This is a genomic window from Sphingomonas chungangi, assembly GCF_013778325.1.
Taxonomy (GTDB): Bacteria; Pseudomonadota; Alphaproteobacteria; order Sphingomonadales; family Sphingomonadaceae; genus Solisphingomonas; species Solisphingomonas chungangi.
On record NZ_JACEIB010000007.1, the window covers coordinates 19422 to 44575 of the forward strand.

Below are 25154 nucleotides of genomic sequence, written 5' to 3' on the forward strand. Positions count from 1 at the left end.
CGTTTCGTAGGCTGTAGCGTTTGCTGGAACGAATTGGCCGGTCGCTCCGCAGGGAGCGGCCGGCCAAGCCACGTCTGGAGCATCGCGAAACCTCTCATCCGTTCGCCCTGAGCTTGTCGAAGGGCTGCCTTCCTTTCAGCGCCGGAAGAAAAAGGGCAGGGCTTCGGCAAGCTCAGCCCTAACGGTAGAGGTGATGGCACCTGCTGACCGGACAATCGTTACGGACCGATGCGCGCCTTCGCCAAGCTCCTCGACGGCCTCGTCTACACGCGATCGCGCAACGCCAAGCTCAAGCTGATCAGCGATTACCTGCGCGCCACGCCCGATCCCGACCGCGGCTGGGCGATGGCGGCGCTGACCGGCGCGATCGACATCAAGGCGGTGAAGGCGTCTGTGATCGGCGAGATGGTGCGCCAGCGCGTCGATCCCGAACTGTTCGCGATGAGCCGCGATTTCGTCGGCGATCTGGCCGAGACGGTCGCGCTGATCTGGCCCAAGCCGGAGGGCGAGCCGGCCGAGCTGGACGACGGATCGCTCTCCATATCGGCCGCACTCGCGCGACTGGAGGCGGTGCCGCGCCCAAAGGCGGGCGATGAGCTGGCGGCGATGCTCGATCATCTCGATTCGTCGGGCCGCTATGCGCTGATCAAGCTGGCGACGGGGGCGCTGCGCGTCGGCGTCTCGGCGCGGCTCGCCAAGACGGCGCTGGCGCAGGCCTTCGGGCTCGATGTCGACGAGGTGGAGGAGCTCTGGCACGGGTTGGAGCCGCCCTACGCGCCGCTCTTCGATTGGGCGGAGGGGCGGGGCGCACGGCCGGCGCCCGAGGATCTGCCGGTCTTCCGTCCCTTCATGCTGGCGCATCCGCTGGAGGATACAGTCGTCGATCTCGCCGACTATGCGGCCGAGTGGAAATGGGACGGTATCCGCGTTCAGCTCGTCCATGTCGGCAGCGAGACGCGGCTCTTCTCGCGCGCCGGCGACGACATCACCGGCAGCTTCCCCGATGTCGCGGCGGCTTTCGCTGTGCCGGGCGTGCTGGACGGCGAACTGCTGGTGCGCGGCGAAGGGCAGGGCGGTGCCGAGCATGGCGGCGAGACGGCGAGCTTCAACGCGCTCCAGCAGCGGCTCGGGCGCAAGGCGGTGAGCGCCAAGATGCAGGCCGATTATCCGGCCTTCGTGCGGCTCTACGACATGCTGTTCGACGGGCCAGAGGACATCCGCGAACTGTCATGGTCCGATCGGCGGAAGCGGCTCGAAGCGTTCGTCGCGAACCTGCCGCACGATCGCTTCGACATCTCCGCGCTGATCGAGGCGCCCGATTTCGAGGCGCTGGGGAGCATTCGCGCCGGCTCGCGCGACGCGGCGATCGAGGGCGTGATGCTCAAGCGTCGCGATTCGCCCTATGTCGCGGGGCGACGCACCGGCCTCTGGTACAAATGGAAGCGCGATCCGCTCGTGGCAGACTGCGTGATGATGTATGCGCAGCGCGGCCACGGAAAGCGATCGAGCTTCTACTCGGACTATACGTTCGGCTGCTGGACCGCTCCGCCCGAGGACGGCGGCGAGCTGCTGCCGGTCGGCAAGGCCTATTCGGGCTTCACCGACGAGGAATTGAAGGGGCTCGATCGCTTCGTGCGCAACCACACCGTCCAGCGCTTCGGCCCGGTGCGCGAGGTGGAGAAGGCGCTGGTGCTGGAGGTCGCCTTCGATTCGATCCACGAATCGAAGCGCCACAAGTCCGGCCTCGCCATGCGCTTTCCCCGCATCAGTCGTATCCGCACCGACAAGCCGGCGCATGAGGCCGATCTGATCGACACGCTCCGCCGCATGATCGCCTGAATTTCGGCGGTGGATAACTTGCCCCGAATCGCATTCGCTGCTAGGGCGCGCGCTTTCCGGACGTAGGGCAGCCCTGCGGACGCTAATTTCGACGTGTCGCGGTGGTTCTGCGGGGCATGAGGCTCCGGTCCCCACCCGGCCGGCAGGAGACAGACGGGTTTATGCAGATCATCGTTCGCGACAACAATGTCGACCAGGCGCTCCGGGCCCTCAAGAAGAAGCTGCAGCGCGAGGGCGTCTATCGCGAGATGAAGCTGCGTCGCCACTACGAGAAGCCGAGCGAGAAGCGCGCCCGCGAGCGTGCCGCCGCGATCCGCCGCGCCCGCAAGCTGGAGCGCAAGCGCGCCGAGCGTGACGGCGTCCGGTAAGCAGCGGACCGGGCGGCGACTCCTGCCGCCCTCAAAACGCTAGACGTGATCGAACGGGCGGTGCACAAGCCGCCCGTTTTCGTATGTCCATCCGACGCGAGGTCCCATGTCCGAAGTCACCGCCGTTCCCCTGCGTCCCGTCGCCAAGGGCACGCTGACCAAGGTCTGGCTGGGCGTCGGCGTCGCGGTCGTCGTGGGCGTGGGCGTGGCGCTGGCAGGTACCTACAAGCAAGTGGCGATGGGCCAGCCGCCGAGCGTGTTCCTTGCCAAGAACGCCAAGAAGCACGGCGTCGTCACCACCGCCTCGGGCCTCGAATACGAGGTGCTGGCGCCGGGCGTCGGCAATGCGCCCGGCCCGCAGGACATCGTGCTGATCGATTACGACGGCAAGCTGCTAGACGGCACGACCTTCGATTCGACCGCGCAGCACGGCCAGCCGGCGGTGATGCCGGTAGCGGGATCGATCCCCGGTTTCTCCGAAGGCCTGCAGCTGATGCACAAGGGCGCGCGCTATCGCTTCTGGATCCCGCCGCAGCTCGGCTATGGCGAGCAGGGCGCCGGCGACGGCGTGATCCCGCCGAACAGCGTCCTCCAGTTCGACGTAACGCTCCGCGAGATCGCGCCGCAGCAGCCCGGCTACGGCCAGGCGGGCATGGGCGGCGCCGAAGGTGTTCCGGGCGGGGCGGGCGGCCAGCCCTGATCTAGTTCGATTGCGGGTAGGGGGCGGCTTTCGCCTCTTCCTTCGGATCCAGCCCGCTCTTCCGCTCCAGCGCCACCTTCGCCATCGCCACGATCGGATCGGCGAACATCAGCCCCAGCAGCCCGAACAGCGCGCCCAGCAGCAGCTGCATGCCCAGCACTAAAGCCGGCGCGAGATCGACCGAGCGGCGCGCCACCATCGGCACCACCACGTATCCGTCGAAGATCTGCACCAGCACATAGACGCCGATCGCCAGGAAACCGGTCGTGCTGCCCGCCGAGAAGCCGACCAGCACGGTCAGCACGCCCGAGACGATCGCGCCGATATTGGGCAGGAAGGCGAGGATGCCGGTGATCAGCCCCAGCAGCAGCGCGAAGGGCACGCCGACGATCGACAGCGCGATCCAGATGAAGAAGCCCTCCGCCGCCATGCCGATCAGGCGGCCCGCCATCAGCCGGCGCAGCGTGCGCGCCATGTCGGCGCTGGTCTCGAAGAAGCCCTCGCGCTTGTCGAGCGGCAGCAGCCAGGCGAGGCCGCGTTCGTAGATACGGGGCTCGGCGGCGAAGAACAGGCCCAGCACCACGATCATCGCGACGCTGGAGATGCCGCCCAGCGCTACGCCGACGGCGTTGGTGAGCTGGCCGAGCGAGCCCATCAGCTGGCGCCCGAGCGCGCTGATATCCGGCCCGCCCTTCGGCACAACGCCATACTGGCTGGCCCATCCTTCGATCCGCTGGAACTGGTCCATCACGAGGCCCTTCAGCGCCTGGAACTGGCTGACCAGCGTAAGTCCCGCATAGGAAAAGACACCCAGCAGGAAGGCCAAGGCCAGCACCGCCACCAGCGCCACCCGCCAGCCGCGCGGGATCGGCAGGATGCGGCCGAGCAGGCGCGCGCCGCCGTCCAGCATCGAGGCGAAGACGAGGCCGCCCACGATCAGCAGCAGCGGCTGCGCCAGCACGTAGGTCAGCACCACCGCGAGCACGACCGAGACCCAGATGATCGCCTTCGCCAGCTCCATCCGCAGGCGGGGGTCGCGCATCTCCATCGGCGCCGGCCCGTCCATCGGGCGCGGCATCTCGTCGGTGGTGTCGTCGCTCACGGCTTGGGCGGCGCGACGCGCGCCGGGTGGAGGTTGATGCCGGTGCGGTGCGCGCGCAGCGCAGTGAACCAGCTGATCGGGTTCCAGATCTCGCCGGTGCCGTCATAGCTGTGGGTGATGAATTCGGCGCGGCCGCCGAGATTCTCCCACGGAACCGGCCCGCCCAGGCCCAGCTCCTCCACCGGGTAGCGGCTGTCCGCCGATTCGTCGCGATTGTCGCCCATCACGAAGACGGTGTCGGCCGGCACGGTGATCGGACCGTATTCGTCACCGGGGCTGGCATCGACGCCGAGATCGATCGTGTCGTAGGTGCGGCCCGAGGGCAAAGTCTCGCGGAAGACAGGCAGCTCGCAATAGAGTTTGCCGTCCGGCCCGGTGGTGCGGTGCGCCGCCTCGAACCCACGATCGCACGGCACGTTGGCATCGACCGGGATCATCGCGGGCTTCTCGGCCACGCGCGGGATCGGCTTGCCGTTCAGCCAGACCACGCCGCCGCGCACCTCGATCGTATCGCCGGGCAGGCCGATCACGCGCTTGATGTAGTCGCTGCTCTCGCCGGTGGGGGTGAGGATCACGACGTCGCCGCGCTCGGGCATGTGGCCGAACAGGCGGCCATGAACGAACGGGATGACGTGCCAGAAAGAGGAGGCGTAGCTCCAGCCATAGGGATATTTGCTGACGACGAGCCGATCGCCCTTGATCAGCGTCGGCATCATCGATTCGGATGGGATGTAAAAGGGTTTGGCGACGAACGTCCAGAAGCCCAGCACCGCCAGCACCAGCCAGGCGAGGCCGCGCACCTCGGTCTTCCAGTCGACCTTGTCCTTGGGCTTGGGTTCGGCCGCCGGGGTCGTGGTGGCGGTGTCGGTCTCGCTCAACTCTATAATCCTCAGTCTGCGTCCGCCGGGATCGGCAGCGCCTCGATGATGACGAAGGCCTGCGCCCAGGGGAGGTCGTCGGTCATCGTCAAATGTACGGTGGCGGCGTGGCCCGGCGGGGTCAACGCGTCAAGCCTCGCCTTGGCCCCGCCGGCAAGCGCGAGCGTGGGCGCGCCGCTCGGCAGGTTGACCACGCCGATATCCTTCATGAACACGCCGCGCTTGAAACCGGTGCCGACCGCCTTGGAGAAAGCCTCCTTGGCGGCGAAGCGCTTGGCGTAGGTGGCGGCGCGGGTGAGCGTCCGCCGCTCGGACTTGGCGCGCTCGATATCGGTGAAGACGCGATTGACGAAGCGCTCGCCGAAGCGGTCCAGCGAGGCCTGGATGCGATCGATATTGCAGAGGTCTGAGCCGATGCCGATGATCATCTGGCTTCGTCCATCAGGTCGCGCATGCGGCGCACGCTGGTTTCCAGCCCGGTGAAGATCGCTTCGCCGATCAGGAAGTGGCCGATGTTGAGTTCCGCGATCTGCGGGATGGCGGCGACCGGCACGACATTGTCGTAGGTGAGGCCGTGGCCGGCATGCGGCTCGATGCCGTTCTTGGCGGCGAGAGCGGCGGCATCGGCAATACGCTTGAGCTCCGCCGCCTGCTTCTCGCCCTCGGCATGCGCATAAGCGCCGGTGTGGAACTCGACCACGGGCGCGCCGAGCGACACCGCCGCCTCGATCTGGCGCGGATCGGGCTCGATGAAGAGCGAGACGCGGATGCCCGCCTCGCCCAGCCTCGTCACCAGCGGCTTCAGGTGATTGTGCTGGCGCGCGGCGTCGAGACCGCCCTCGGTGGTCACCTCCTCGCGGCGTTCCGGGACGATGCAGGCGGCGTGGGGACGGTGCTTCAGCGCGATCGCGAGCATCTCCTCGGTCGCCGCCATTTCGAGGTTCAGCGGCAGCGAGATGGCACCGATCAGGTGGGCGATGTCCTCGTCCATGATGTGGCGGCGATCCTCGCGCAGGTGCGCGGTGATCCCGTCGGCGCCGGCCGCCTGCGCCACCTGCGCGGCGCGGATCGGATCCGGGTGCAGGCCGCCCCGCGCGTTGCGGATCGTCGCGACGTGATCGATGTTGACGCCTAACCTCAGCTTGCCACTCATCACGCGCATCCCACGGCCGAAAGCGCCCTATAGGCGAAGCCCTTATTCTGCCAAACCTCGCCGAAGTCGAAATCGCCGCGCCGGGTGAACATCACGAGAGCCTTGCCCATCGTCGGCAATATGAAGTTACGAATCTGAACGCCGCCGATCTCGCCGCGCCGCTCGACGACGGAGACGGGGGCGGGGCAGCCGGCGAGCATCGTCTCATACTGCCACTGGCCGAGCGCGGCCTGGCCCCATTTCGGCTCGCCCTTCCACATTTCGGCGGTGGCAGCGTCGCCGAGCAGCTTGTGCGCGAGCAGGGCGCGATCGAAGGCGTAGAGCGCCAGCGGCGGGCCGTAAACCGATCCCGCCGCGCCGTAGGTACCGAGATTGCCGATGTCCTCGGGCACACCCGGCTTGGCGAGCCCGTGCACGTGCGGGGCGGGCGGCGCATCGGGGGAGAAGAGGCCGATCCTCAGTCCCAACGGCGCCGCGATCCGCTCCTGCAACAGCTGCGCATAAGGCTTGCCCGTCGTCCGCTCGAGCAGCGCACCGAGCACGATGAAATCGCAATTGTCGTAGTGGAAGGCGAGGCCCGGCTTGGCGCGCGGATGCTCGGCGCAATAATGCGTCGCCTCATATTGCATCGTCCCGTGGCCCGGCGGCGGACGGTAGAAGAGCGGCATCCCGTTCTTTGCGTTCGGCCCGTCCTCGTTGGGATCGGCGAGGCCGCTCGTGTGCCGGAGCAGGTCGCGGATCGTGATCAGGTCCGAGAAGACCTGTGGCCATTCGGGCCACCATTCGGTGATCGGCCGGTCGAGCGAGAGGCGCCCAGCCTCTACCTCCTGCATCACGATCGTCGCAGCGAGCTGCTTGGAGACCGATGCCCAGCGCCACGTCGCGGCGGCATCGCCGTGGATGTAGGCGGGCTTTTCCGAGTCGCCGGCGATCACCACGCCGTCGAATTTCGCCGAAGCGACAATCCGATCGAGCGGCGGTGGCGAGGCGGCGGTCAGCGCGAGCGCGAATACGCCCGCGAGCCACTTCAAGCGGCCTTGGCCCGGCTGCCGGGCTTGATCGCCGGGATCGCTGCCAGCTCTTCCGGAAGCTCGTCCGGCGCATAGGTCGGCACGTCGAGCGTCAGCAGCGCGGTCAGCGGCACGCCGACATCCGCCGTACCGTTCGAGCGATCGACCAGGCAGCCCGCCGCGATCACGCGGCCGCCGGCCTCCTCGATCGCCTTGATCGCCTCACGAGAGGAGAGGCCCGTCGTCACGACGTCCTCCATCATCAGCACCTTCTGGCCCGGCTCGAGGCTGAAACCACGGCGCAGTTCGAACGTGCCGGTCGGCCGCTCGACGAACATCGCGTCGACACCCAGCGCGCGCGCCATCTCGTAGCCGACGATCACGCCGCCCATCGCCGGCGACACCACCGCCGAGACGCCGGCATGCACCGCCGGCGTGAAGCGCGAGGCGAGCTCGGCGCACAGTCGCGCGGCGCGCTTGGGGTCCATCAGCACGCGCGCGCATTGCAGGTAGGTGGGGCTGCGCAGGCCCGAGGACAGGATGAAATGCCCGTCCAGCAGTGCTTCGGCCGCGCGGAATTCCGCCAGCACCTCTTCGTCCGTCATGATTGCCTCTGAAATTCCGTGTCCCGAGTCCCCCGGGATCGCGCGCTCATAGGCGCGTGGCTGCCCGGCTTCAATCAAGCTTTGCTGCTGCGATGCGGCGATCCGCGCTTGAGGCTTCGCTTTCGCTTGCTATAAGGCCGCCAAATGGCCATCGATGGGCAAGAGCCCGCGCACGGCCATGGTGGGAAGAGGGGTGACATGAAGAGTTTGAAGTCCCTGGGTTTGGCAGCCGCGCTGATCGGCATGACGCTGGGCGGCGCATCGTTCGCACAGGCTCCCGCTCCCGCGCCCGCGACCACTTCCCCTACCGCGACCGCGACGACTCCGGATTCGGGCCAGGCGCCTGCGACCGCGACGACGACGGCCCCCGCCGCCGCTCCGGCTGCTGTCGAGCCGGCTGCGACCGCCGCTCCCGCAGCTTCGAAGATCCCCGAATTCAACAAGCCGACCCCCGGCATCGGCCAGCCGACCGAGGCGATCTCGCTGCAGCCGCAGGTGACGGACATCGGCCTGTTCGCGCAGAAGTTCGACTCTTGGCTGCTCGTCATCATCACGATCATCAGCCTCTTCGTCCTAGGGCTGCTCTTCTGGGTGGCGGTGCGCTACAACCGCCGCGCTAATCCCACGCCATCGCGCACCAGCCACAACACCACGATCGAGATCATCTGGACGGTCGCGCCGGTGCTGATCCTGCTCTGCATCGCGGTGCCCTCGATCAAGCTGCTGGCACGCCAATATTCGACGCCCAAGCCGGACCTCACCGTGAAGGTGATCGGCCATCAATGGTATTGGTCCTACCAGTATCCGGACAACGGCGATTTCGAGGTCGTCTCCAACATCCTGACCGACGCGCAGGACAAGGCGAAGGGCGAGCCCCGCCAGCTCGGCGTCGACGCCCGCATGGTCGTGCCGGTCGATTCGGTGATCAAGATCATCACCACCTCGGACGACGTGATCCACTCCTTCGCGGTGCCGGCCTTCTGGACGAAGATGGACGCCGTCCCCGGCCGCCTCAACGAGACGTGGTTCAAGGTGAACCGCACCGGCCTCTATTACGGCCAGTGTTCGGAGCTGTGCGGCGCCCGCCACGGTTACATGCCGATCGCGGTCGACGTCGTGACCAAGGAGCAGTTCGCGCAGTGGGTCGCGGCCAACGGCGGCACGATGCCGGGCGCGGCCAAGCCCGCCTCCAGCGACGCGACGGCCAATTCGCCGATCACCAACCCGAGCGCGACCACCGCCAACCCCGAGCCGGGCGCGGGCGCTTCCACCACCGCCACCGAGAACTCGACCGCCGCCGCGACGCCCGCGTCGCAGAGCGCCACGAACTGAGGCCCGCAAGATGACCGACACCACGGCCAACGCCCATTTCTTCGAGCATGATCATGGCCACGGCCACGAACATCACGACGCGGATCACAAGCCGGGCTTCTTCGCGCGCTGGTTCATGTCCACCAACCACAAGGACATCGGCACGCTCTACCTGATCTTCGCGATCACCGCCGGCATCATCGGCGGCGCGATCTCGGGCATGATGCGCCTCGAGCTCGAGCATCCCGGTATCCAGTATCTGACCGGCTGGGCGCACTTCCTCGGCCAGCCCGCCGGCAACGACGCGGCGCTCCACCTGTGGAACGTGCTGATCACAGCGCACGGCCTGATCATGGTGTTCTTCATGGTCATGCCCGCGATGATCGGCGGCTTCGGCAACTGGTTCGTGCCGATCATGATCGGCGCGCCGGACATGGCCTTCCCGCGCATGAACAATGTCAGCTTCTGGCTGATCATCCCGGCCTTCCTGCTGCTGCTGGGAAGCACCTTCGTGCCCGGCGGCACCGGCAACGGTGCGGGCACCGGCTGGACGGTCTATGCGCCGCTCTCGACCTCGGGATCGGCCGGGCCGGCGGTGGACATGGCGATCCTCGCGCTCCACCTTGCGGGTGCCTCGTCGATCCTCGGCGCGGTCAACTTCATCACCACCATCTTCAACATGCGCGCGCCGGGCATGACGCTGCACAAGATGCCGTTGTTCGTGTGGTCGGTGCTGGTCACCGCTTTCCTGCTGCTGCTCGCGCTGCCGGTGCTCGCCGCCGCGATCACCATGCTGCTGACTGACCGCAATTTCGGCACGACCTTCTTCGATGCGTCCGGCGGCGGCGACCCGATCCTGTACCAGCACCTCTTCTGGTTCTTCGGCCACCCCGAGGTGTACATCATGATCCTGCCGGGCTTCGGCATGGTCAGCCACATCATCGCGACGTTCAGCCGCAAGCCGGTCTTCGGCTATCTCGGCATGGCCTATGCGATGGTCGCGATCGGCGTGGTCGGCTTCGTGGTGTGGGCGCACCACATGTACACGACCGGCCTCGACGTGAACACGAAGATGTACTTCACCGCCGCCACCATGGTGATCGCGGTGCCGACCGGCATCAAGATCTTTTCCTGGATCGCGACGATGTGGGGCGGATCGATCAAGTTCGAGGTGCCGATGGTCTGGGCGATCGGCTTCATCTTCATGTTCACCGTAGGCGGCGTGACCGGCGTCGTGCTTTCCAACGGCGGCATCGACAACTATTACCAGGATACCTACTACGTGGTGGCGCACTTCCACTACGTGCTGTCGCTGGGCGCGGTGTTCTCGCTGTTCGCGGGCTTCTATTACTGGTTCCCGAAGATGTCGGGCCGGATGTATTCCAGCCTGCTCGGCCACGTGCATTTCTGGGGCTTCTTCCTCGGCGTGAACGTGCTGTTCTTCCCGATGCACTTCCTCGGCCGCCAGGGCATGCCGCGCCGCTATCCGGATTATCCGGACGCCTTCGGCTACTGGAACCACATCGCCACGATCGGCTACATGATCATGGCCGCCTCGATGGTGGTCTTCTTCGTCAACGTCCTCTATGCACTGTTCGCGGGCAAGAAGGCGCCGGCCAATCCGTGGGGCGAGGGCGCGACGACGCTGGAGTGGACCCTGCCCTCCCCGCCGCCCTACCACCAGTTCGAGACGCTGCCGGTGATCGACGGCAACGACCACCACTGATCCGCGACCGGTTTTCTGATACTGCCGCGCCCGGGACGAAGACTCGTTCCGGGCGTTGGTTTTGAGATGATGAAGGACAGAATGGCGAGCGCGCCGATAGCCTCCAACCTGCCGGCCGAGTGGCGCGACTTCTGGGCGCTGACCAAGCCGCGCGTGATGACGCTGGTGGTGTTCACCGGCTTGTGCGGCCTGCTGATCGCGCCGGGGCATATCCATCCGGTGCTGGGCTTCACCGCGATCCTGTGCATCGCGCTCGGCGCCGGCGCGGCCGCCGCGCTCAACCAGTGGTACGAGGCCGATCTCGATTCGAAGATGAAGCGGACGGCCAACCGCCCGCTTCCCGCCGGGCGCATGGACCGCCAGTCCGCGCTTCACTTCGGCGTGGGCCTCTCGGCGCTCTCGGTGATCCTGATGGGCTTCGCGGTGAACCTGCTCGCCGCTGCGATCCTCACCGTCTCGATCCTCTTCTATGTGCTGATCTACACCGTCTGGCTCAAGCGCCGGACGCCGCAGAACATCGTCATCGGCGGCGCGGCGGGTGCCTTCCCCGCGCTGATCGGCTGGGCGGCGGTGACGGGCCGTATCGACGTGCTGCCGGTGCTGCTGTTCCTGATGGTCTTCCTGTGGACGCCGCCGCACTTCTGGGCGCTCTCGCTGTTCGTCAACTCGGATTATGCTGCCGCCGGCGTGCCGATGATGAGCGTGGTCGCCGGCACCAAGGCGACCCGCCTGCAGGCCTTCCTCTACAGCTGGCCGATGGCGGCGGTGGCGATCGCGCCGTGGCCGCTGGGCCTCACCGGGCCGATCTACGGCGTCTCGGCGATCGTGCTCAACGTCACGTTTCTCGCCCTCGCCGCCCGTGTCGGCTTCAGCCGTGAGAGCGATCCCGCCTTGATGAAGGCCGAGCGCCGCCTGTTCGGCTATTCGATCCTCTATCTCTTCGCGACCTTCGGCGTGCTGGTCGTGGACAAGCTCTGGTTCGCCTGATGGCCCTTGATCCGAACACCGAAACCGAAATCCGCCGCCGCCAGAAGAGCCGCGCGATCGTCACCGCCCTGCTGCTCGGCGCCTTCGTCGTGCTGGTCTATGCGATCAGCATCGCCAAGATGGTGAAGTGAGCGCCGCGTCCCGCAACCTGCGCACCGGCATCATTGCCGGGCTGGTCGCCTGCTTCATGGTGGGAATGGGCTTCGCGGCCGTGCCGCTTTACCGGATGTTCTGCCAGCAGACCGGCTTCGGCGGCACCGCGCGAATCGAGGAAGGCGCGAAGGCGCCTGGAGACACCGGCAAGATCGTCACCGTCCGCTTTGACGCCAACGTCTCGGACAAGCTGAACTGGACCTTCGAGCCCGAGCAGAAGACCCAGCGCGTCGCCATCGGCGCCCGCCAGCTCGCTTTCTTCGATGCGACCAACCTTTCCGACAAGCCGGTGACGGGATCGGCCGCCTTCAACATCTCGCCGGACCAGAGCGCGCAATATTTCGTCAAGGTGCAATGCTTCTGCTTCACCAAGCAGACGCTCCAGCCCGGCGAGACGCAGCGTATGCCGGTGGTGTTCTACGTCGATCCCGCTTTCCTCAAGGATCCGACCGACGCCGACGTGAGCGAAATCACGCTCAGCTACACATTCTATCCTGTGGACCAAGCGCCAACCCAAGGCTAAGGTCCGCGCCGAACGAGGCCTCCAGAGCCGCCAAGACAGGGACGAGAAAGACGATGGCCGGTGCCAAGAACCACGACTATCACATCCTGCCACCGAGCCCGTGGCCGCTGCTGACGGCCTTTTCGGCGCTGGCGCTCGCCTCCGGCCTGATCATGTTCATGCACAGCGTTCCCTACGGGAAGCTGCTGCTGCCGGTGGGCTTTCTGCTCACCGTCTCGATGATGGGCTTCTGGTGGGGCGACGTGATCAAGGAAGCGCATGCCGGCGACCATACGCCGGTGGTGCAGCTTCACCTGCGCTACGGCATGATCCTGTTCATCGCGTCGGAAGTGATGTTCTTCGTCGGCTGGTTCTGGGCCTTCTTCGATGCCTCGCTCTTCCCCAAGGCGGTCGAGGCCGTCGGCGGCGTGTGGCCGCCCAAGGGTATCGAGCCGCTCAATCCCTTCAAGTTCCCGCTGCTCAACACGCTGATCCTGCTCTGCTCGGGCACGACCGTCACCTGGGCGCACCACGCGCTGATCCACGGCGATCGCAAGGGGCTGAAGCAGGGCCTGTGGTGCACCATCCTGCTCGGCATGCTGTTCACCAGCATCCAGGCCTGGGAGTACATCCACGCGCCGTTCGCCTTCAAGGGCAACATCTTCGGCGCGACCTTCTTCATGGCGACCGGCTTCCACGGTTTCCACGTGATCGTCGGCACCATCTTCCTCGCGGTCTGCCAGTTCCGCGCCTACAAGGGCGAGTTCACGCCGCGCCAGCATTTCGGCTTCGAGGCGGCGGCCTGGTACTGGCACTTCGTCGATGTGGTGTGGCTGTTCCTGTTCCTCTCCATCTACATCTGGGGCGGCTGGGGCGCGACCTACGCCGGCTGACGGGACCAACGCAGCGACGCGAACCAAGGGGCGGGGGCGCGAGCTTCCGCCCTTCGTGTTTCTGGGCTGTCCGGTTATAGCGAAGACATGATCGAAACCCCGCCGACCGCCGAGCCTACGATCGTTGCGGCGGGCCTGCAGGGTCTCTGTCCGCGCTGCGGCGCCAAGACCCTGTTCGACGGCATGATCAGGTTCGCCCCGCGCTGCCGCGTCTGCGGGCTGGACTATGACAGCTTCAACGTCGGCGACGGGCCGGCGGCGTTCCTGACACTCATCATCGGCACCATCGTCTGCATCGCCGCGATCAGCCTGGAGCTTGCGGCGAGCCCGCCCTGGTGGCTCCACGTGATCATCTGGCCGCCGGTGACGGTCGCGCTGGTGATCGCCTCGCTGCGCGTTGCCAAGGGCATGCTGATCGCGTCCGAATATCGCAACCGTGCCGAGGAAGGCCATCTCCGTCCCGAGCCGCCGCAGCCATGAAGATCCGCATCCCCGTCCTGCCGACGCTGCTGGTCGCGCTCGCCGCCGCGGCGATGATCGGGCTCGGCATCTGGCAGCTCCAGCGGCTCAAGTGGAAGGAGGGCCTGCTCGCCCAATATGCTGCGGCCGCGCACAAGCCGCCGGTCGCCTTCCCGCAAGATCTCACCAACCAGTCGCTGCTGTTCCGCAAGTCCGAGGCCTTCTGTCTCCAGCCCGTCGGCTGGCGTGCGAGCGCGGGGCGCAATACCGCCGGCCAATCCGGCTGGCGCCACATCGCCGACTGCCGCACCGGTGCGGAGGGGCCGGGCTTCGCCGCCGACATGGGCTGGTCCGAACAGCCCGGCGCGCCAGCGAACTGGAAGGGCGGCGATATCTCCGGCGTGATCGGACCGGATCGTGGCGGGCAGATCCTGCTGGTCTCGACCGCTGCGGCACCCGGCCTGTGGCCGAGCCAGCCGCCCAGCCTCGACGACATCCCCAACAACCACCTCGCCTACGCGGTGCAGTGGTTCATCTTCGCGGGGCTCGCGGTGCTGATCTACGCTATCGCGCTGTGGCGCAGGGGCAGGCCCGCTTAGCCTCCTGGAAGCGCCCGACCGGTTGCGGCAAATATTTTCGCCGCAAACCGCATCGACGCTAAATATCGACAAAGATTGGACGTTAACCGTGTCGAGGCCGGCGCGGGGCGGTGGCCTGTCATCATTTCAGGGGAACCACATGACCGTCATTGCTTCCAACTCGGCCGCGCTGCGGGCCCAGAACGGTTCGCGTCTCGCGAACAATTCGCTGCAGACCGCGATGGCCCGCCTGTCTTCGGGCAAGCGCATCAACTCGGCGTCGGACGACGCCGCCGGTCTCGCCATCTCGAACTCGATGGGCTCGCAGATCATGGGCATGAACCAGGCGGTTTCCAACGCGAACGATGGCATCAGCCTGGCGCAGACCGCCGACGGTGCCCTCGACGAGGTCACCAACAACCTGCAGCGCATCCGCGAGCTCGCCGTCCAGTCCGCCTCGGGCACCTACAGCGACGACGACCGCGCCAACATGCAGCAGGAGGTCTCGCAGCTCACCACGCAGATCGGCAAGACGCTGAGCCAGACCAAGTTCAACGGCGTGGCGCTGTTCGACACGGCCGACTACGACCACAGCAAGGCGGCCGGCGTCGCTGGCAACGGCACCAAGACGACGATCCAGACCGGTGCGAACAACGGCGAGACCGTCGACATCTCGATCGGCAACCTGCAGACCGGCAACCTCACCTCGACGGTGACGACCCAGGCCACGGCCGGTGCCTACGCGGTCGTCAAGGGCGACAATTTCGACGGCATGTCGCACACCGTCACCGCACAGGACGTCACCGACAACAACAAGATCGGTGGCATCACGGTCGCTGCCGGCGATGTCGGCAAGAGCTACACGATCCAGGATGGCGACTCGATCAAGGTCGCGGCCGGCGCCGTCACCAAGGGCGTGTCGGTGGCGTCGGTGGCCGATGCGAACGCGACGCTGAACACGGTCGACGGCATGCTCTCGAAGGTCAGCACGGTCCGCGCCACGCTGGGCGCTTCGGAGAGCCAGCTGAACTCGGTGGTCAACAACCTGACCAACAACGTCACCAACCTGACCGACGCCAAGTCGCGCATCGCCGATGCCGATTTCTCGGCCGAGACCACCAACCTTGCCAAGGCGCAGATCCTCAACCAGGCCGCCACCGCGATGCTCGCCCAGGCGAACCAGTCGCAGCAGGGCGTCCTCAAGCTCCTCTCCTAACGGTCTCCACCCCCAGGTTGAGGCTATGGCCTCCGGCGCGTCCCGCTCGCGCCGGGGGCCATCTGCGTTCCGCTTGCTCCCGGCCTCCCTGCCGTCTAAGTCGCGCGCTCCTATGCGCTATATCTCGACCCGCGGGCAGGCCGCCCCGCTCGGCTTCCAGGCCGCCACGCTTGCCGGGCTCGCGTCCGATGGCGGGCTTTACGTGCCAGAGGCGTGGCCGACGCTTTCTGCGGCGGAGATCGAGGCGCTGGCCGGCCTCTCCTATGCCGAGACGGCGGTGCGCATTCTCGCCCCCTTCGTCGGCGATGCGCTGAGCGAGGCTGATCTGCGCGCGCTGTGCGAGGCCGCCTATGGCCGCTTCAGCCACGCGGCGGTGACGCCGCTCGCGCAACTCGATCACCGCCATTTCCTGCTCGAGCTTTTCCATGGGCCGACGCTCGCCTTCAAGGATGTCGCGCTGCAGATGCTCGGGCTGCTGTTCGAGCGGTTCCTGTCGGGCGGCGACCAGCACCTCACCATCGTCGGCGCGACCTCGGGCGACACCGGGTCGGCGGCGATCGAGGCGGTGGCGAACCGCGCGCATATCGACATCTTCATGCTGCACCCGAAGGGCCGGGTCTCCGACGTGCAGCGCCGGCAGATGACGACGGTGCTGGCGGACAACGTCCACAATATCGCGATCGAGGGCGATTTCGACGAGGCGCAGGCGCTGGTGAAGCGCATGTTCGGCGACAAGGATTTCGCCGGACGCTTCCAACTGTCGGCGGTGAACTCGATCAACTGGGCGCGGCTGGCGGCGCAGATCGTCTATTATTTCTATGCCGGCGTCCGGCTGGGTGCGCCGCACCGTGTGATCGCCTTCTCGGTGCCGACCGGCAATTTCGGCGACGTGTTCGCGGGGTATGTTGCCAAGAAGATGGGCCTGCCGGTGGCGCGGCTGATCGTCGCGACCAATGTCAACGACATCCTCCACCGCGCGCTCTCGGCGGGCGACTATTCGACTGGCACGGTGATGCCGACCGCGACGCCATCGATGGACATCCAGGTCAGCTCCAATTTCGAGCGGCTGCTGTTCGATCTCCACGGCCGCGACGCCGGCGCGCTGGCGGCGGCGATGAAGGGGTTCGAGAGCGACAAGGTGATGGCTTTGTCGCAGGCTCAGCGCGACCTTGCCTCGGCTGACTTCGCGAGCGCTCGTGTCGATCACGAGGGCATGGTGGACGCGATGCGCTGGGCGCATGCCTCGGGTCAGGTGATCGACCCGCACACCGCCATCGGCCTTTCGGCAGCGCGTGCGGCGAACATGCCGGCCGACGTGCCGGTGGTGACGCTCGCCACCGCGCACCCGGCCAAGTTCGGCGATGCGGTCGAGGCCGCGATCGGCACGCGCGCCGCGCTTCCCGATAGGATCGCCGGCCTGATGGAGAAGGAGGAGCGTTACGCAACCCTCCCCGCCACGTTCGAGGCGATCACCGGCTATATCGCCGAGCGCGCGAGGCCCCGCGCGTGAACCCGCGCCTGCACCGCCTGCCCAACGGGCTCACCGTCGCGATCGATCCGATGCCGGGCGTCGAGACGCTGGCGGTGGGCCTGTACGCCGATGTCGGCAGCCGATCGGAGGCCGCGCACCTCACCGGCCTCGCCCACATGGTCGAGCATATGGTGTTCAAGGGCGCGGGCGAGCGCGATGCGCGCCAGATCGCCGAAGCCGCCGAGGATGTCGGCGGCCAGCTCAACGCCTGGACCTCGCGCGACACCACCGTCTTCCACGCGCGGCTGCTGCCGAACGACCTCGCGCTCGGCGTCGACCTGATCGCCGATCTGGTCCGTGCGCCGCACTTCTCCGCCGAGGAGCTGGAGCGCGAGAAGCAGGTGGTGCTCGCCGAGCTCGGCGAATCGCGCGACACGCCCGACGACATCATCTTCGATCACCTCGCCGCCGCCGCCTATCCGGGCCAGACCTATGGCCGCCCGGTGCTGGGCGATGCGCAAACCATCGCCGCGATCGACGTGGCGGCGCTGACGCGCTGGCTGGAGGAGCAATATCGTCCGGCCGGTCTTGTCCTCGCCGCCGCCGGCAAGGTGGACGAGGACGCGCTGCTCAAGCTCGCCGAGGCGCGCTTCGGCGATCTCGCCGCCGGCGCGCCGCCCGCCTTCGAGCCGGCGCGCTTCGCCTCCGGCGTCGTGACGGATGCGCGCCGCTTCGATCAGGTCCATGTCGCCTTCGCGCATCCCGGCGTCGACCAGCGGCATCCCGACGCCTATGCGCTCAGCCTGTTCGCGAGCGCGGCGGGCGGCGGCATGTCCTCGCGGCTGTTCCAGGAGGTGCGCGAGCAGCGCGGCCTCGCCTACTCCGTCTATGCGTGGAGCAGTGCGGCGGCGGATACCGGCCAGCTCGGTGTCTATTGCGCCTCGGCCAAGGCGGACGCGCCGCGCGCCTTCGCGCTCGCCCGCGAGGTGTTGGCCCGCACGGCCGAGGATCTCTCCGAAGCCGAACTGGCGCGCGCCCAGGCGCAGGCCAAGGCAGGGCTGCTGATGGGCCTCGAATCGGTGCAGGGGCGCTGCGACCATCTCGCCCGGCAGATCCAGGTGCATGGCCGCATCGTGCCGGTCGCCGAGACCGTCGCGCTGATCGACGCTGTGGACGTCGCCCACGCCCGTCGCGCCGCGAACGACGCGATCGGCGGGGGGATCGCGACCGCGAGCGTCGGCGGCAAGCTCGCGCGGGTGGCGTGAAACTCGACACGCTCATTACCGAACCGTGGGCCGATTACGGACTCGTCGATTCGGGCCACGGCCGCAAGCTGGAGCGCTACGGCCGCTTCAGCTTCGTGCGGCCCGAGCCGCAGGCAATGTGGGCGCCCGCCGCACCGACATGGAAGCATGACGGCGAATTCCTCGGCGCCTCCGATGAAGAAGGCGGCGGGCGCTGGCACCTGAACGGCAACGTGCCGCGCGACTGGCCGCTCGGCTGGCAGGACGTGAAGTTCCACGCCGCCAACACGCCCTTTCGTCACCTGCAATTCTTCCCGGACATGGCGCCGCAATGGGCGTGGATGCGAGACCGCATCGCTGCGGATGACGAGGTGATGAACCTGTTCGGCTATACCGGCGTCGGCTCTCTCGCGCTCGCGGCGAAGGGCGCGAAGGTCACCCACGTCGATGCCTCCAGGAAGTCGGTCGAGCAGGGCAAGGCCAATGCGGCCTTCTCCGGCATGGCGGACAAGCCGATCCGCTGGATGATCGACGACGCCACGAAGTTCACCGCGCGAGAAGTGCGGCGCGGGCGGCGCTATGCCGGGATCATGCTCGATCCGCCCAAGTTCGGTCGCGGCCCGACCGGCGAGACGTGGCGACTGGAGGAGGGCCTGCCCGGCCTGATCGAGGATTGTGTCAGGCTGCTGGACAGGAGGTCGAAGTTTCTCGTCCTTACCGTCTATGCGGTGCGGATGTCCGCGCTCGCCATTGCCGAGTTGCTGCGGCAGGCCACTGCCGATCTGGGCGGCACCGTCGAAGCCGGCGAGATGGCGGTGCGCGAGGAGGCGCGCGGCCTGCTGCTTCCCACCGCCATCTTCGCGCGCTGGTCCGGCGGTCAGTAAACCAGAATCTGCCCCTGCATCCCGGACGCGACATCGAGCGCGACCGACGAGGTAAGATCGAACGGCCCGCGTACGCGCGGCGTCACGACGAACGATCGCGTCGATTCCGAGCGGACGGTGACGATGCCTTCGCGGATCGCCTGCGATCCCGCGCCGGAATCGCGAATGTCGGCGTGGCCGAAAAAGCCTTTGGCCGAGAAATTGTGCCCGCTCATGTCGCGGTTCACCAACACGATACGGGTCGGCACGTCCTTGCGCAGCCGGATCACCTGCGGATGGAATTTGCGGTCCTGCATCACCACGGTACGCGTCGGAATCGGCTGGGCGGCGGGCGCCGCCTCGACCGCGGCAGGTGCGAACAGCGGGGTGGACAGCAGGATGGCAAGGGCAACAAGCTTCATGGCGAACTCCGTCAGTCTCGATGGCTTCGTAACGCCGCACCCGCCGCGAAGGGTGCGCCAAAAGTCAGCAGCAGCGCGGTCGAGGCGAGCAGCTTCAGTGCTTGCGCGCCATCCGGATCGAGCGCGCCGGCGCCGAAGATCAGCAGCGGTATGGCGAGCGGCAGCAGCACGAGCCCGGCAAGCGCGCCGCCTCCTCGCAGGCCGGCAGTGAGCGCGGCGACCGTCAAGCCCAGCGCCGCGAGCGCGGGCGTGCCGATCGCAAGCCCCGCTTCCAGCTTCCCGAGCGTCGACTCGTCCAGACCGAGCAGCGCCGCGCCGGGCAGCGCCGCCAACATCAATGTCGGGCCGAAGCTCAGCCAATGCGCCGCGATCTTGGCGGCGGCAAGAGCCTCGTCGGCGATGCCCCGCGCCGCGAACTGATCGAACACGCCTGCCTCGATATCCGGCGCGACCAGCCGCTCGATCGGCAGAAGTGCCGCGAGCAGGGCGGCAAGCCACAGCATCCCGCCGCCCGCCTTTGTCAGTACGCGCGCGTCCGGCCCGACCGCAAACGGGAAGAGCGTCGCCGCGATCAGGAAGAACATCACGGGAAGCCCGGCGGCGCGCAGCCCGCGCAGCGTGTCGCGCCTGATCAGCGACGCGATCATGCGATCGCGCCGTCGAGCATCAGCGTCGCAGCATCGTCGATCGGCAGGGGCAAGTGCGTGGCCGTGAAGACCGAGCCGCCTGTTCTACGATGCGCCCGGATCGCATCGCCCAGCCGCTCGATGCCCTCCGCGTCGAGGCCGTTGGCCGGCTCGTCGAGTAGCCAGAGCGGCGCACCGCTCGCGATCGTGCGGGCGATCGCGGCGCGGCGGCGCTGGCCGGTCGAGAGGTAGCGCACCGGCACGCGGACGAGATGCGCAATGCCCATCTGCGCCATCGCCGCGTCCGGCCGGGTACCATCGAGCTTCGCCCAGAAGTCGAGCGCCTGGCCCAGCGTGCGATCCCCGTCGAGCGCCGAGGCTTCGCCCAGCCAAGCGACGCGACCGGGTCGTTCTATCGTTCCGGCGGAAGGACGCAGCAGCCCGGCGGCGATGCGCAGCAGGCTCGACTTGCCGACGCCGTTGGCGCCAGTGACGACCAGCGCGTCTCCGGCGGCCAGCTCCAGCGACAGCCGCTCGAACAGCAGACGGTCGCCGCGCAGACAGGCGATGTCGCGCAACGCAAGCATCATGCCGGCAGAGGGCGCCAATGGGTTTGACGGACGTTCATGCGAACGCGACACTAGAAGAGCTTAGCGGAGGTGCAATGGAAGACAGCGGCCCGGAGGTACGGTTCGAGCAGGTGACCAAGCGGTTCGGCGGGCTGGCGGTCGATCACGTGGATTGCACGATCGCGGCGGGCAGCTTCGTCGCGCTGGTCGGCGGATCGGGGGCGGGCAAGTCGACCTTGCTACGGATGGTCAACCGGCTGGTCGAGCCGGACGAGGGTCGCATCACGATCGGCGGGCGCGATGTCGGCGAAGGCGCGGCGCCGCTGCTCCGGCGGCGGATCGGCTATGTCTTCCAGTCGATCGGACTGATGCCGCACATGAGCGTCGCTGAAAATATCGCGCTGCCGCCGCGCATCGCTGGCGCGTCCGCGCCGGATGTGGCGGAGCTGCTGGCGATGGTGGAGCTCCCCGCCGATTATGCCGGGCGCCGGCCTGATGCCTTGTCCGGCGGCGAGCGGCAGCGGGTCGGTGTCGCGCGCGCGCTGGCGACGGGGGCAAAACTAATGCTGCTCGACGAGCCGTTCGGCGCCCTCGATCCGGTGACGCGCGATGCGATCGGGCGGCGCTATCGCAATCTGCACGACCGGCTCGGCCTCACCAGTATCATGGTGACGCACGATATGGCCGAAGCGTTGCTTCTGGCGGATCGCGTGCTGGTGATGGCCAAGGGCCGGATCGTTGCGGACGCGACGCCGACGGAGATGCTCTCCGGCAGGGCCGGGCCTGAGGCGGACGCGCTGGTCGCGGTGCCGGCACGGCAGGCCGAGGCGATCGAGGCGTTGAGGGGATGAGATCGATAAAAGAACTTCGCTCGGGCCGAACGGGGAAAGGTACGGCGTGACCGAGATCGCCTCCCTCGCCGCGCATCACATCCTGCTGTCGGCGGCGGCGCTGGGGCTGGCGCTGCTGATCGCGCTGCCGCTCGGCTTTGCCGCCGTGCGGCGGCCGAGGCTGGCGGGCGTGGTGCTGGGCGCGGCGGGGGCGATTCAGACGATACCCGGCCTCGCCTTGCTCGCGCTCTTCTATCCGTTGCTGCTGATGGTCGGGCACGGGGTGCCGGCGCTGGGGTTCCTGCCGGCGTGGATGGCGCTGACGCTCTATGCGCTGCTGCCGATCCTGCGCAATGTGGTGGCCGGCGTGCGCGGGCTCGATCCGGCGGTGATGGAGGCGGCGGACGGCATCGGCATGACGGGCGCGCAGCGGCTTCGGCTGGTCGAGGCGCCGCTCGCCGCGCCCGTGGTGATGGCCGGCATCCGCACCGCCACCGTCTGGACGATCGGCGCCGCGACGCTCGCTACCACGGTCGGCGCGGCGAGCCTCGGCAACCTGATCTTCGCAGGTCTCCAGACCGAGGACTGGGCGCAGGTGCTGAAAGGCTGCTTCGCCTCCGCGACGCTGGCGCTAGTGGCAGACGGTCTGCTCGCGCTGGTCGAGCGCGGCCTTGCGAGGCGCGAGCGCTGGTCGCTGTGGTTGGGCGCTGCCGGTGTCGCGATCGGTCTGCTCGCCGCCTGCGCGCCGCTGGTCGGGAGCGGCCAGAAGACGGTGGTGGTCGGCGCCAAGAACTTCTCGGAGCAATATATCCTGGCCCGCCTGATCGGCGACCGGCTGGAGCAGGCCGGCTATGCGGTCAGCTATCGCGAGGGGCTGGGATCGGCGGTAGCGCTGCGCGCTCTGAAGCAGGGCGATATCGACGTCTATGTCGATTATTCGGGTACGATCTGGGCGGATTCGATGCACCGGGACCAGCCCGCTCCACGGGCAGAGACGCTGGCAGGAATCTTCGATTTCCTGAAGCCCGCCGCCTTGGTCGGCCCGCTCGGCTTCGAGAACGCCTACGCGCTGGCAATGAAGAAAGGACGCGGGATCGGCGATCTGCGGGGGCTCGCCGCCGTGGCGCCGTCGCTCCGGCTGGGGGCGGATCTCGAGTTCCTGTCGCGCCCCGAATGGCGCGCGGTGCAATCCACCTACGGGCTGCGTTTCGCCGAGCAGCGGGCCTATTCCCCCACGTTCATGTACCGGGCGCTGGAAAGCGGGCAGGCGGATGTGATCTCGGCCTTTTCCAGCGACGGGCGGATCGCCGCGGACGATCTGGCGGTGCTCGCCGATCCGAAACATGCGCTGCCGGGCTATGACGCGATCCTGCTGGTCTCGCCGGATCAAGCGCAGGACGCGCGCTTCCTCGCCGCCGTGAAGCCACTGGTCGGCGCGATCCCGGTGGCGGTGATGCGGCAGGCCAATTACATGGTCGATCGCGACAGCGGCAAAGCGTCCCCGGATCAGGCGGCGCGTTGGCTCGCCGCGCATCTGGAGCGGAAATGATGGCCGAGATCGTCAACCTCAACCGCGCTCGCAAGGCTAAGGCCAAGGCGGAAGCGGGCAGGCAGGCCGAGGCCAATCGCACCAAGTTCGGCCGTACGAAGCCGGAGAGGGACCGCGACGTTGCCGAGCAGGTGCGACGCGACGCGCTGTTGGATGGCGCGAAGCGGGAAGACTGATTTTCCTCCGTTCGTCCTGAGCGAAGTCGAAGGACGTGCAGCATGCGGGCTTCTGGAGCACGCACTTCGACTTCGCTCAGTGCGAGCGGGTCATTTGGTGCAGCCTCAGTAAGCCAAAGAGCACCCGTCCGCGCGCATCTCGCTCGCGGCGGCATAGACCAGTTGGCCCGCATCCGGCTTGTATTCCACGCATTCGTAGCGGCCGAAGCCGCCGTCCGATGCGCCGATCACATGACCCATTGAGGCGAGTTGCGTGCGTGTCGCGTCCGGTACGCCGCTTTCCAGCCGGAGCAGGCCGCTCGGCGGCAGGCCGGCCGAATCCTCGCCCATCGATTGCGACGATCCCTCGTGGTGCCAGCGCGGGCTGTCGGAGGCGGCCTGCACGTCGAGCCCGTAATCCTCGCGGTTGACGATGATCTGGGTCTGCCCCTGCGGCTGCATGTCGCCGCCCATCACGCCGAAGGCGAGCCAAGGCGCTTGCCCGCGCGTCGCGAACCCGGGGATGATCGTCTGGAAAGGGCGCTTGCCCGGCGCGTAAATGTTGGGGTGGCCGTCCTTGAGGCTGAACAGCTGCCCCCGATCCTGGAACATGAAGCCGAGGCCGTCCGCGACCAGCCCGGAGCCCATGCCCCGGAAATTGGACTGGATCATCGACACCATCATGCCCGACGAATCCGCGCAGGAGAAATAGGTGGTGTCGCCATGGCTCGGCGCCTGCCCCGGATGGACTGGCATGGTGATCTTGCGCGGATCGATCAGCTTGGCGCGCTGGGCGGCATAGTCCTTGGAGACCAGCCATTCGACCGGCACCTTCGCGAAGTGCGGATCGGCGTAGTAGCGGGCGCGATCCTCGTAGGCCAGGCGCTTGGCTTCGACCTGCAGGTGGATCGACAGCGGCGACTGGAAGCCGGCGCCGCGCATGTCGAAATGCTCGAGCATGTTGAGCATCTGCAGCGTCGCGATGCCCTGCGTATTGGCGCCGAGCGCATGGACGGTGACGCCGCGATATTCGGTCCGGTGCGGCTCGATCCATTCGCCGCGGTGCGCGGCGAGATCGGCTGCCGTCATCCAGCCGCCGAGCCGCTTGAAATAGGCCTCGATCGTCTTGGCGATGGCGCCCCCGTAAAAGACATCACGACCGCCCTGCGCGATCATCCGGTAGGTGCGGGCGAGGTCCGGATTGCGGAAGATCTGGCCGGTCTGCGGGCCGCCATGGCCCATGCCGTAAGTTTTAATCGCATTGTCGGTCTCCTCGACGCCCGCGCCGGGGCGGAGGAAGGCCTTGAGGTTGCCGCGGATATAATGCGCGATGATCTCTGGCACCGGCACGCCCTGCTCGGCATAGTGGATCGCCGGCTCGAACAGCTCGGCCCATTTCAGCGTGCCGTAGCGCTGGTGCATCATCCACCAGCCGTCGAGCGCGCCCGGCACCGAGACCGCGATCGCACCGAGCGGCGGCAGCGCACCGTTCTTGGCTCGCGATCTGGCGATCTCCAGGGTCAGCGCGTGCGGGGAGCCGCCCGACCCGGCGAGGCCGACCACCTTCTTGAGCTTCGGATCCCAGATCATCGCGAAACAGTCGCCGCCGATACCCGACGAGGTCGGCTCGAGGAAACCGAGGCAGGCGTTCATCGCGATGGCAGCGTCGACCGCCGATCCGCCCTTCTTGAGTGTGTCGATCGCCGCCATCGTGGCGAGCGGCTGCGCCGACCCCGCCGCCCCGTTGATGCCGTAAACCGCGCTGCGCGTCGCGAAGCTCGCGCCGACCGGACGGTCGCCGGCGTGGACGTCGGGGCGGATGAAGGTCTCGCTCCCCTCCGGCTGGAAGCCGGGCAGTGGCGCAGGCACGTCGGCGAACAGCGGGGCCGCGATGGCGGCGGCGGGCAGCGAGGCGAGGAATTGTCTGCGGCGCAATGCTGGTCTC

28 protein-coding genes are annotated in these 25154 nt (G+C 67.6%); 18 read left to right on the forward strand and 10 right to left on the reverse strand.

The window, feature by feature from the left end; all coding sequences use genetic code 11:
* The first annotated feature begins 228 nt into the window (after window positions 1–228).
* The 3 genes from HZF05_RS11305 to HZF05_RS11315 all read left to right on the forward strand — a co-directional run bounded on the left by HZF05_RS11305 (window position 229) and on the right by HZF05_RS11315 (window position 2907).
* Window positions 229–1839: a cisplatin damage response ATP-dependent DNA ligase gene (locus HZF05_RS11305; RefSeq protein ID WP_160366472.1), complete on the forward strand. Its 1611-nt coding sequence runs from the start codon at window positions 229–231 to the stop codon at window positions 1837–1839.
* A gap of 161 nt (window positions 1840–2000) precedes the next feature.
* Entirely contained in the window at window positions 2001–2207 is a 207-nt protein-coding gene (rpsU, locus tag HZF05_RS11310; protein ID WP_010126124.1) for a 30S ribosomal protein S21, read from the forward strand.
* 106 nt (window positions 2208–2313) lie between these two features.
* Entirely contained in the window at window positions 2314–2907 is a 594-nt protein-coding gene (locus HZF05_RS11315; protein WP_160366473.1) for an FKBP-type peptidyl-prolyl cis-trans isomerase, read from the forward strand.
* Between the two features lies 1 nt (window position 2908).
* Here HZF05_RS11315 and HZF05_RS11320 read toward each other — a convergent pair whose 3' ends face one another.
* From HZF05_RS11320 to pyrE, 6 genes are read right to left on the reverse strand one after another with little or no spacing between them, the layout of a single operon-like run.
* A complete protein-coding gene (locus HZF05_RS11320; RefSeq protein WP_343046880.1) occupies window positions 2909–4009 on the reverse strand; it encodes an AI-2E family transporter in 1101 nt (366 codons plus the stop codon).
* On the reverse strand, window positions 4006–4887 hold the full coding sequence (gene lepB, locus HZF05_RS11325) for a signal peptidase I (RefSeq protein WP_246331942.1): 882 nt from the start codon (window positions 4885–4887) through the stop codon (window positions 4006–4008). Before lepB ends, HZF05_RS11320 begins: the two co-directional genes overlap by 4 nt.
* 11 nt (window positions 4888–4898) lie before the next feature.
* Complete coding sequence (acpS, locus tag HZF05_RS11330; protein WP_160366474.1) at window positions 4899–5315, reverse strand: holo-ACP synthase; 417 nt, start codon at window positions 5313–5315, stop codon at window positions 4899–4901.
* Window positions 5312–6040, reverse strand: coding sequence for a pyridoxine 5'-phosphate synthase (locus HZF05_RS11335; RefSeq protein ID WP_160366475.1), 729 nt, complete (start codon window positions 6038–6040; stop codon window positions 5312–5314). Before HZF05_RS11335 ends, acpS begins: the two co-directional genes overlap by 4 nt.
* Window positions 6040–7071 (reverse strand): serine hydrolase domain-containing protein, encoded by a 1032-nt coding sequence (locus HZF05_RS11340; protein WP_160366476.1) that lies wholly within the window; start codon window positions 7069–7071, stop codon window positions 6040–6042. The genes HZF05_RS11335 and HZF05_RS11340 overlap by 1 nt, the downstream gene beginning before the upstream one ends.
* Window positions 7068–7655 carry an orotate phosphoribosyltransferase gene (gene pyrE / locus HZF05_RS11345; RefSeq protein WP_160366477.1) on the reverse strand — a complete coding sequence of 196 codons (588 nt, stop codon included), beginning with the start codon at window positions 7653–7655 and terminating at the stop codon, window positions 7068–7070. The genes HZF05_RS11340 and pyrE overlap by 4 nt, the downstream gene beginning before the upstream one ends.
* A 198-nt stretch (window positions 7656–7853) precedes the next feature.
* Here pyrE and coxB point away from each other — a divergent pair, with 198 nt between their 5' ends.
* From coxB to HZF05_RS11400, 12 genes are all read left to right on the forward strand, one after another.
* Window positions 7854–8987 carry a cytochrome c oxidase subunit II gene (gene coxB / locus HZF05_RS11350; protein WP_160366478.1) on the forward strand — a complete coding sequence of 378 codons (1134 nt, stop codon included), beginning with the start codon at window positions 7854–7856 and terminating at the stop codon, window positions 8985–8987.
* Window positions 8988–8997: 10 nt separating this feature from the next.
* Window positions 8998–10692, forward strand: a complete 1695-nt coding sequence (ctaD, locus tag HZF05_RS11355; protein ID WP_160366479.1) for a cytochrome c oxidase subunit I — start codon at window positions 8998–9000, stop codon at window positions 10690–10692.
* Between the two features lie 81 nt (window positions 10693–10773).
* Window positions 10774–11679, forward strand: a complete 906-nt coding sequence (locus tag HZF05_RS11360) for a heme o synthase (RefSeq protein WP_160366480.1) — start codon at window positions 10774–10776, stop codon at window positions 11677–11679.
* Window positions 11679–11810: a hypothetical protein gene (locus HZF05_RS22145; RefSeq protein WP_281367509.1), complete on the forward strand. Its 132-nt coding sequence runs from the start codon at window positions 11679–11681 to the stop codon at window positions 11808–11810. Before HZF05_RS11360 ends, HZF05_RS22145 begins: the two co-directional genes overlap by 1 nt.
* A complete protein-coding gene (locus tag HZF05_RS11365) occupies window positions 11807–12355 on the forward strand; it encodes a cytochrome c oxidase assembly protein (RefSeq protein WP_160366481.1) in 549 nt (182 codons plus the stop codon). The genes HZF05_RS22145 and HZF05_RS11365 overlap by 4 nt, the downstream gene beginning before the upstream one ends.
* A gap of 53 nt (window positions 12356–12408) precedes the next feature.
* Complete coding sequence (locus HZF05_RS11370) at window positions 12409–13227, forward strand: cytochrome c oxidase subunit 3 (protein WP_160366482.1); 819 nt, start codon at window positions 12409–12411, stop codon at window positions 13225–13227.
* Between the two features lie 87 nt (window positions 13228–13314).
* A complete protein-coding gene (locus tag HZF05_RS11375; protein WP_160366483.1) occupies window positions 13315–13707 on the forward strand; it encodes a DUF983 domain-containing protein in 393 nt (130 codons plus the stop codon).
* A complete protein-coding gene (locus HZF05_RS11380) occupies window positions 13704–14285 on the forward strand; it encodes an SURF1 family protein (RefSeq protein ID WP_160366484.1) in 582 nt (193 codons plus the stop codon). The genes HZF05_RS11375 and HZF05_RS11380 overlap by 4 nt, the downstream gene beginning before the upstream one ends.
* 139 nt (window positions 14286–14424) lie before the next feature.
* Entirely contained in the window at window positions 14425–15480 is a 1056-nt protein-coding gene (locus HZF05_RS11385) for a flagellin N-terminal helical domain-containing protein (protein WP_160366485.1), read from the forward strand.
* Between the two features lie 112 nt (window positions 15481–15592).
* Window positions 15593–16990: a threonine synthase gene (gene thrC, locus HZF05_RS11390; protein ID WP_160366486.1), complete on the forward strand. Its 1398-nt coding sequence runs from the start codon at window positions 15593–15595 to the stop codon at window positions 16988–16990.
* Window positions 16987–18216 carry an insulinase family protein gene (locus HZF05_RS11395; protein ID WP_160366487.1) on the forward strand — a complete coding sequence of 410 codons (1230 nt, stop codon included), beginning with the start codon at window positions 16987–16989 and terminating at the stop codon, window positions 18214–18216. The genes thrC and HZF05_RS11395 overlap by 4 nt, the downstream gene beginning before the upstream one ends.
* Window positions 18213–19079, forward strand: a complete 867-nt coding sequence (locus tag HZF05_RS11400) for a class I SAM-dependent rRNA methyltransferase (protein ID WP_160366488.1) — start codon at window positions 18213–18215, stop codon at window positions 19077–19079. Before HZF05_RS11395 ends, HZF05_RS11400 begins: the two co-directional genes overlap by 4 nt.
* On the opposite strand, the gene HZF05_RS11405 is transcribed toward HZF05_RS11400, so the two are convergent.
* The 3 genes from HZF05_RS11405 to ccmA are packed head-to-tail and all read right to left on the reverse strand — an operon-like array spanning window position 19073 to window position 20696.
* Complete coding sequence (locus HZF05_RS11405; protein ID WP_160366489.1) at window positions 19073–19480, reverse strand: cupredoxin domain-containing protein; 408 nt, start codon at window positions 19478–19480, stop codon at window positions 19073–19075. The genes HZF05_RS11400 and HZF05_RS11405 overlap by 7 nt on opposite strands.
* 11 nt (window positions 19481–19491) lie before the next feature.
* Complete coding sequence (locus HZF05_RS11410) at window positions 19492–20127, reverse strand: heme exporter protein CcmB (protein WP_160366490.1); 636 nt, start codon at window positions 20125–20127, stop codon at window positions 19492–19494.
* A complete protein-coding gene (ccmA, locus tag HZF05_RS11415; protein WP_160366491.1) occupies window positions 20124–20696 on the reverse strand; it encodes a heme ABC exporter ATP-binding protein CcmA in 573 nt (190 codons plus the stop codon). Before ccmA ends, HZF05_RS11410 begins: the two co-directional genes overlap by 4 nt.
* 74 nt (window positions 20697–20770) lie before the next feature.
* Between ccmA and HZF05_RS11420 the strand changes: the two genes are divergently transcribed.
* The 3 genes from HZF05_RS11420 to HZF05_RS11430 are packed head-to-tail and all read left to right on the forward strand — an operon-like array spanning window position 20771 to window position 23230.
* The gene (locus HZF05_RS11420; RefSeq protein WP_160366492.1) at window positions 20771–21526 is read left to right on the forward strand and encodes an ATP-binding cassette domain-containing protein; all 756 of its coding nucleotides are present in this window, start codon (window positions 20771–20773) and stop codon (window positions 21524–21526) included.
* Window positions 21527–21572: 46 nt separating this feature from the next.
* Entirely contained in the window at window positions 21573–23054 is a 1482-nt protein-coding gene (locus HZF05_RS11425) for a glycine betaine ABC transporter substrate-binding protein (protein WP_160366493.1), read from the forward strand.
* The gene (locus HZF05_RS11430; RefSeq protein WP_160366494.1) at window positions 23054–23230 is read left to right on the forward strand and encodes a DUF4169 family protein; all 177 of its coding nucleotides are present in this window, start codon (window positions 23054–23056) and stop codon (window positions 23228–23230) included. The genes HZF05_RS11425 and HZF05_RS11430 overlap by 1 nt, the downstream gene beginning before the upstream one ends.
* 105 nt (window positions 23231–23335) lie before the next feature.
* On the opposite strand, the gene HZF05_RS11435 is transcribed toward HZF05_RS11430, so the two are convergent.
* Window positions 23336–25144 (reverse strand): gamma-glutamyltransferase family protein, encoded by a 1809-nt coding sequence (locus tag HZF05_RS11435; protein ID WP_160366495.1) that lies wholly within the window; start codon window positions 25142–25144, stop codon window positions 23336–23338.
* Window positions 25145–25154 lie beyond the last annotated feature (10 nt).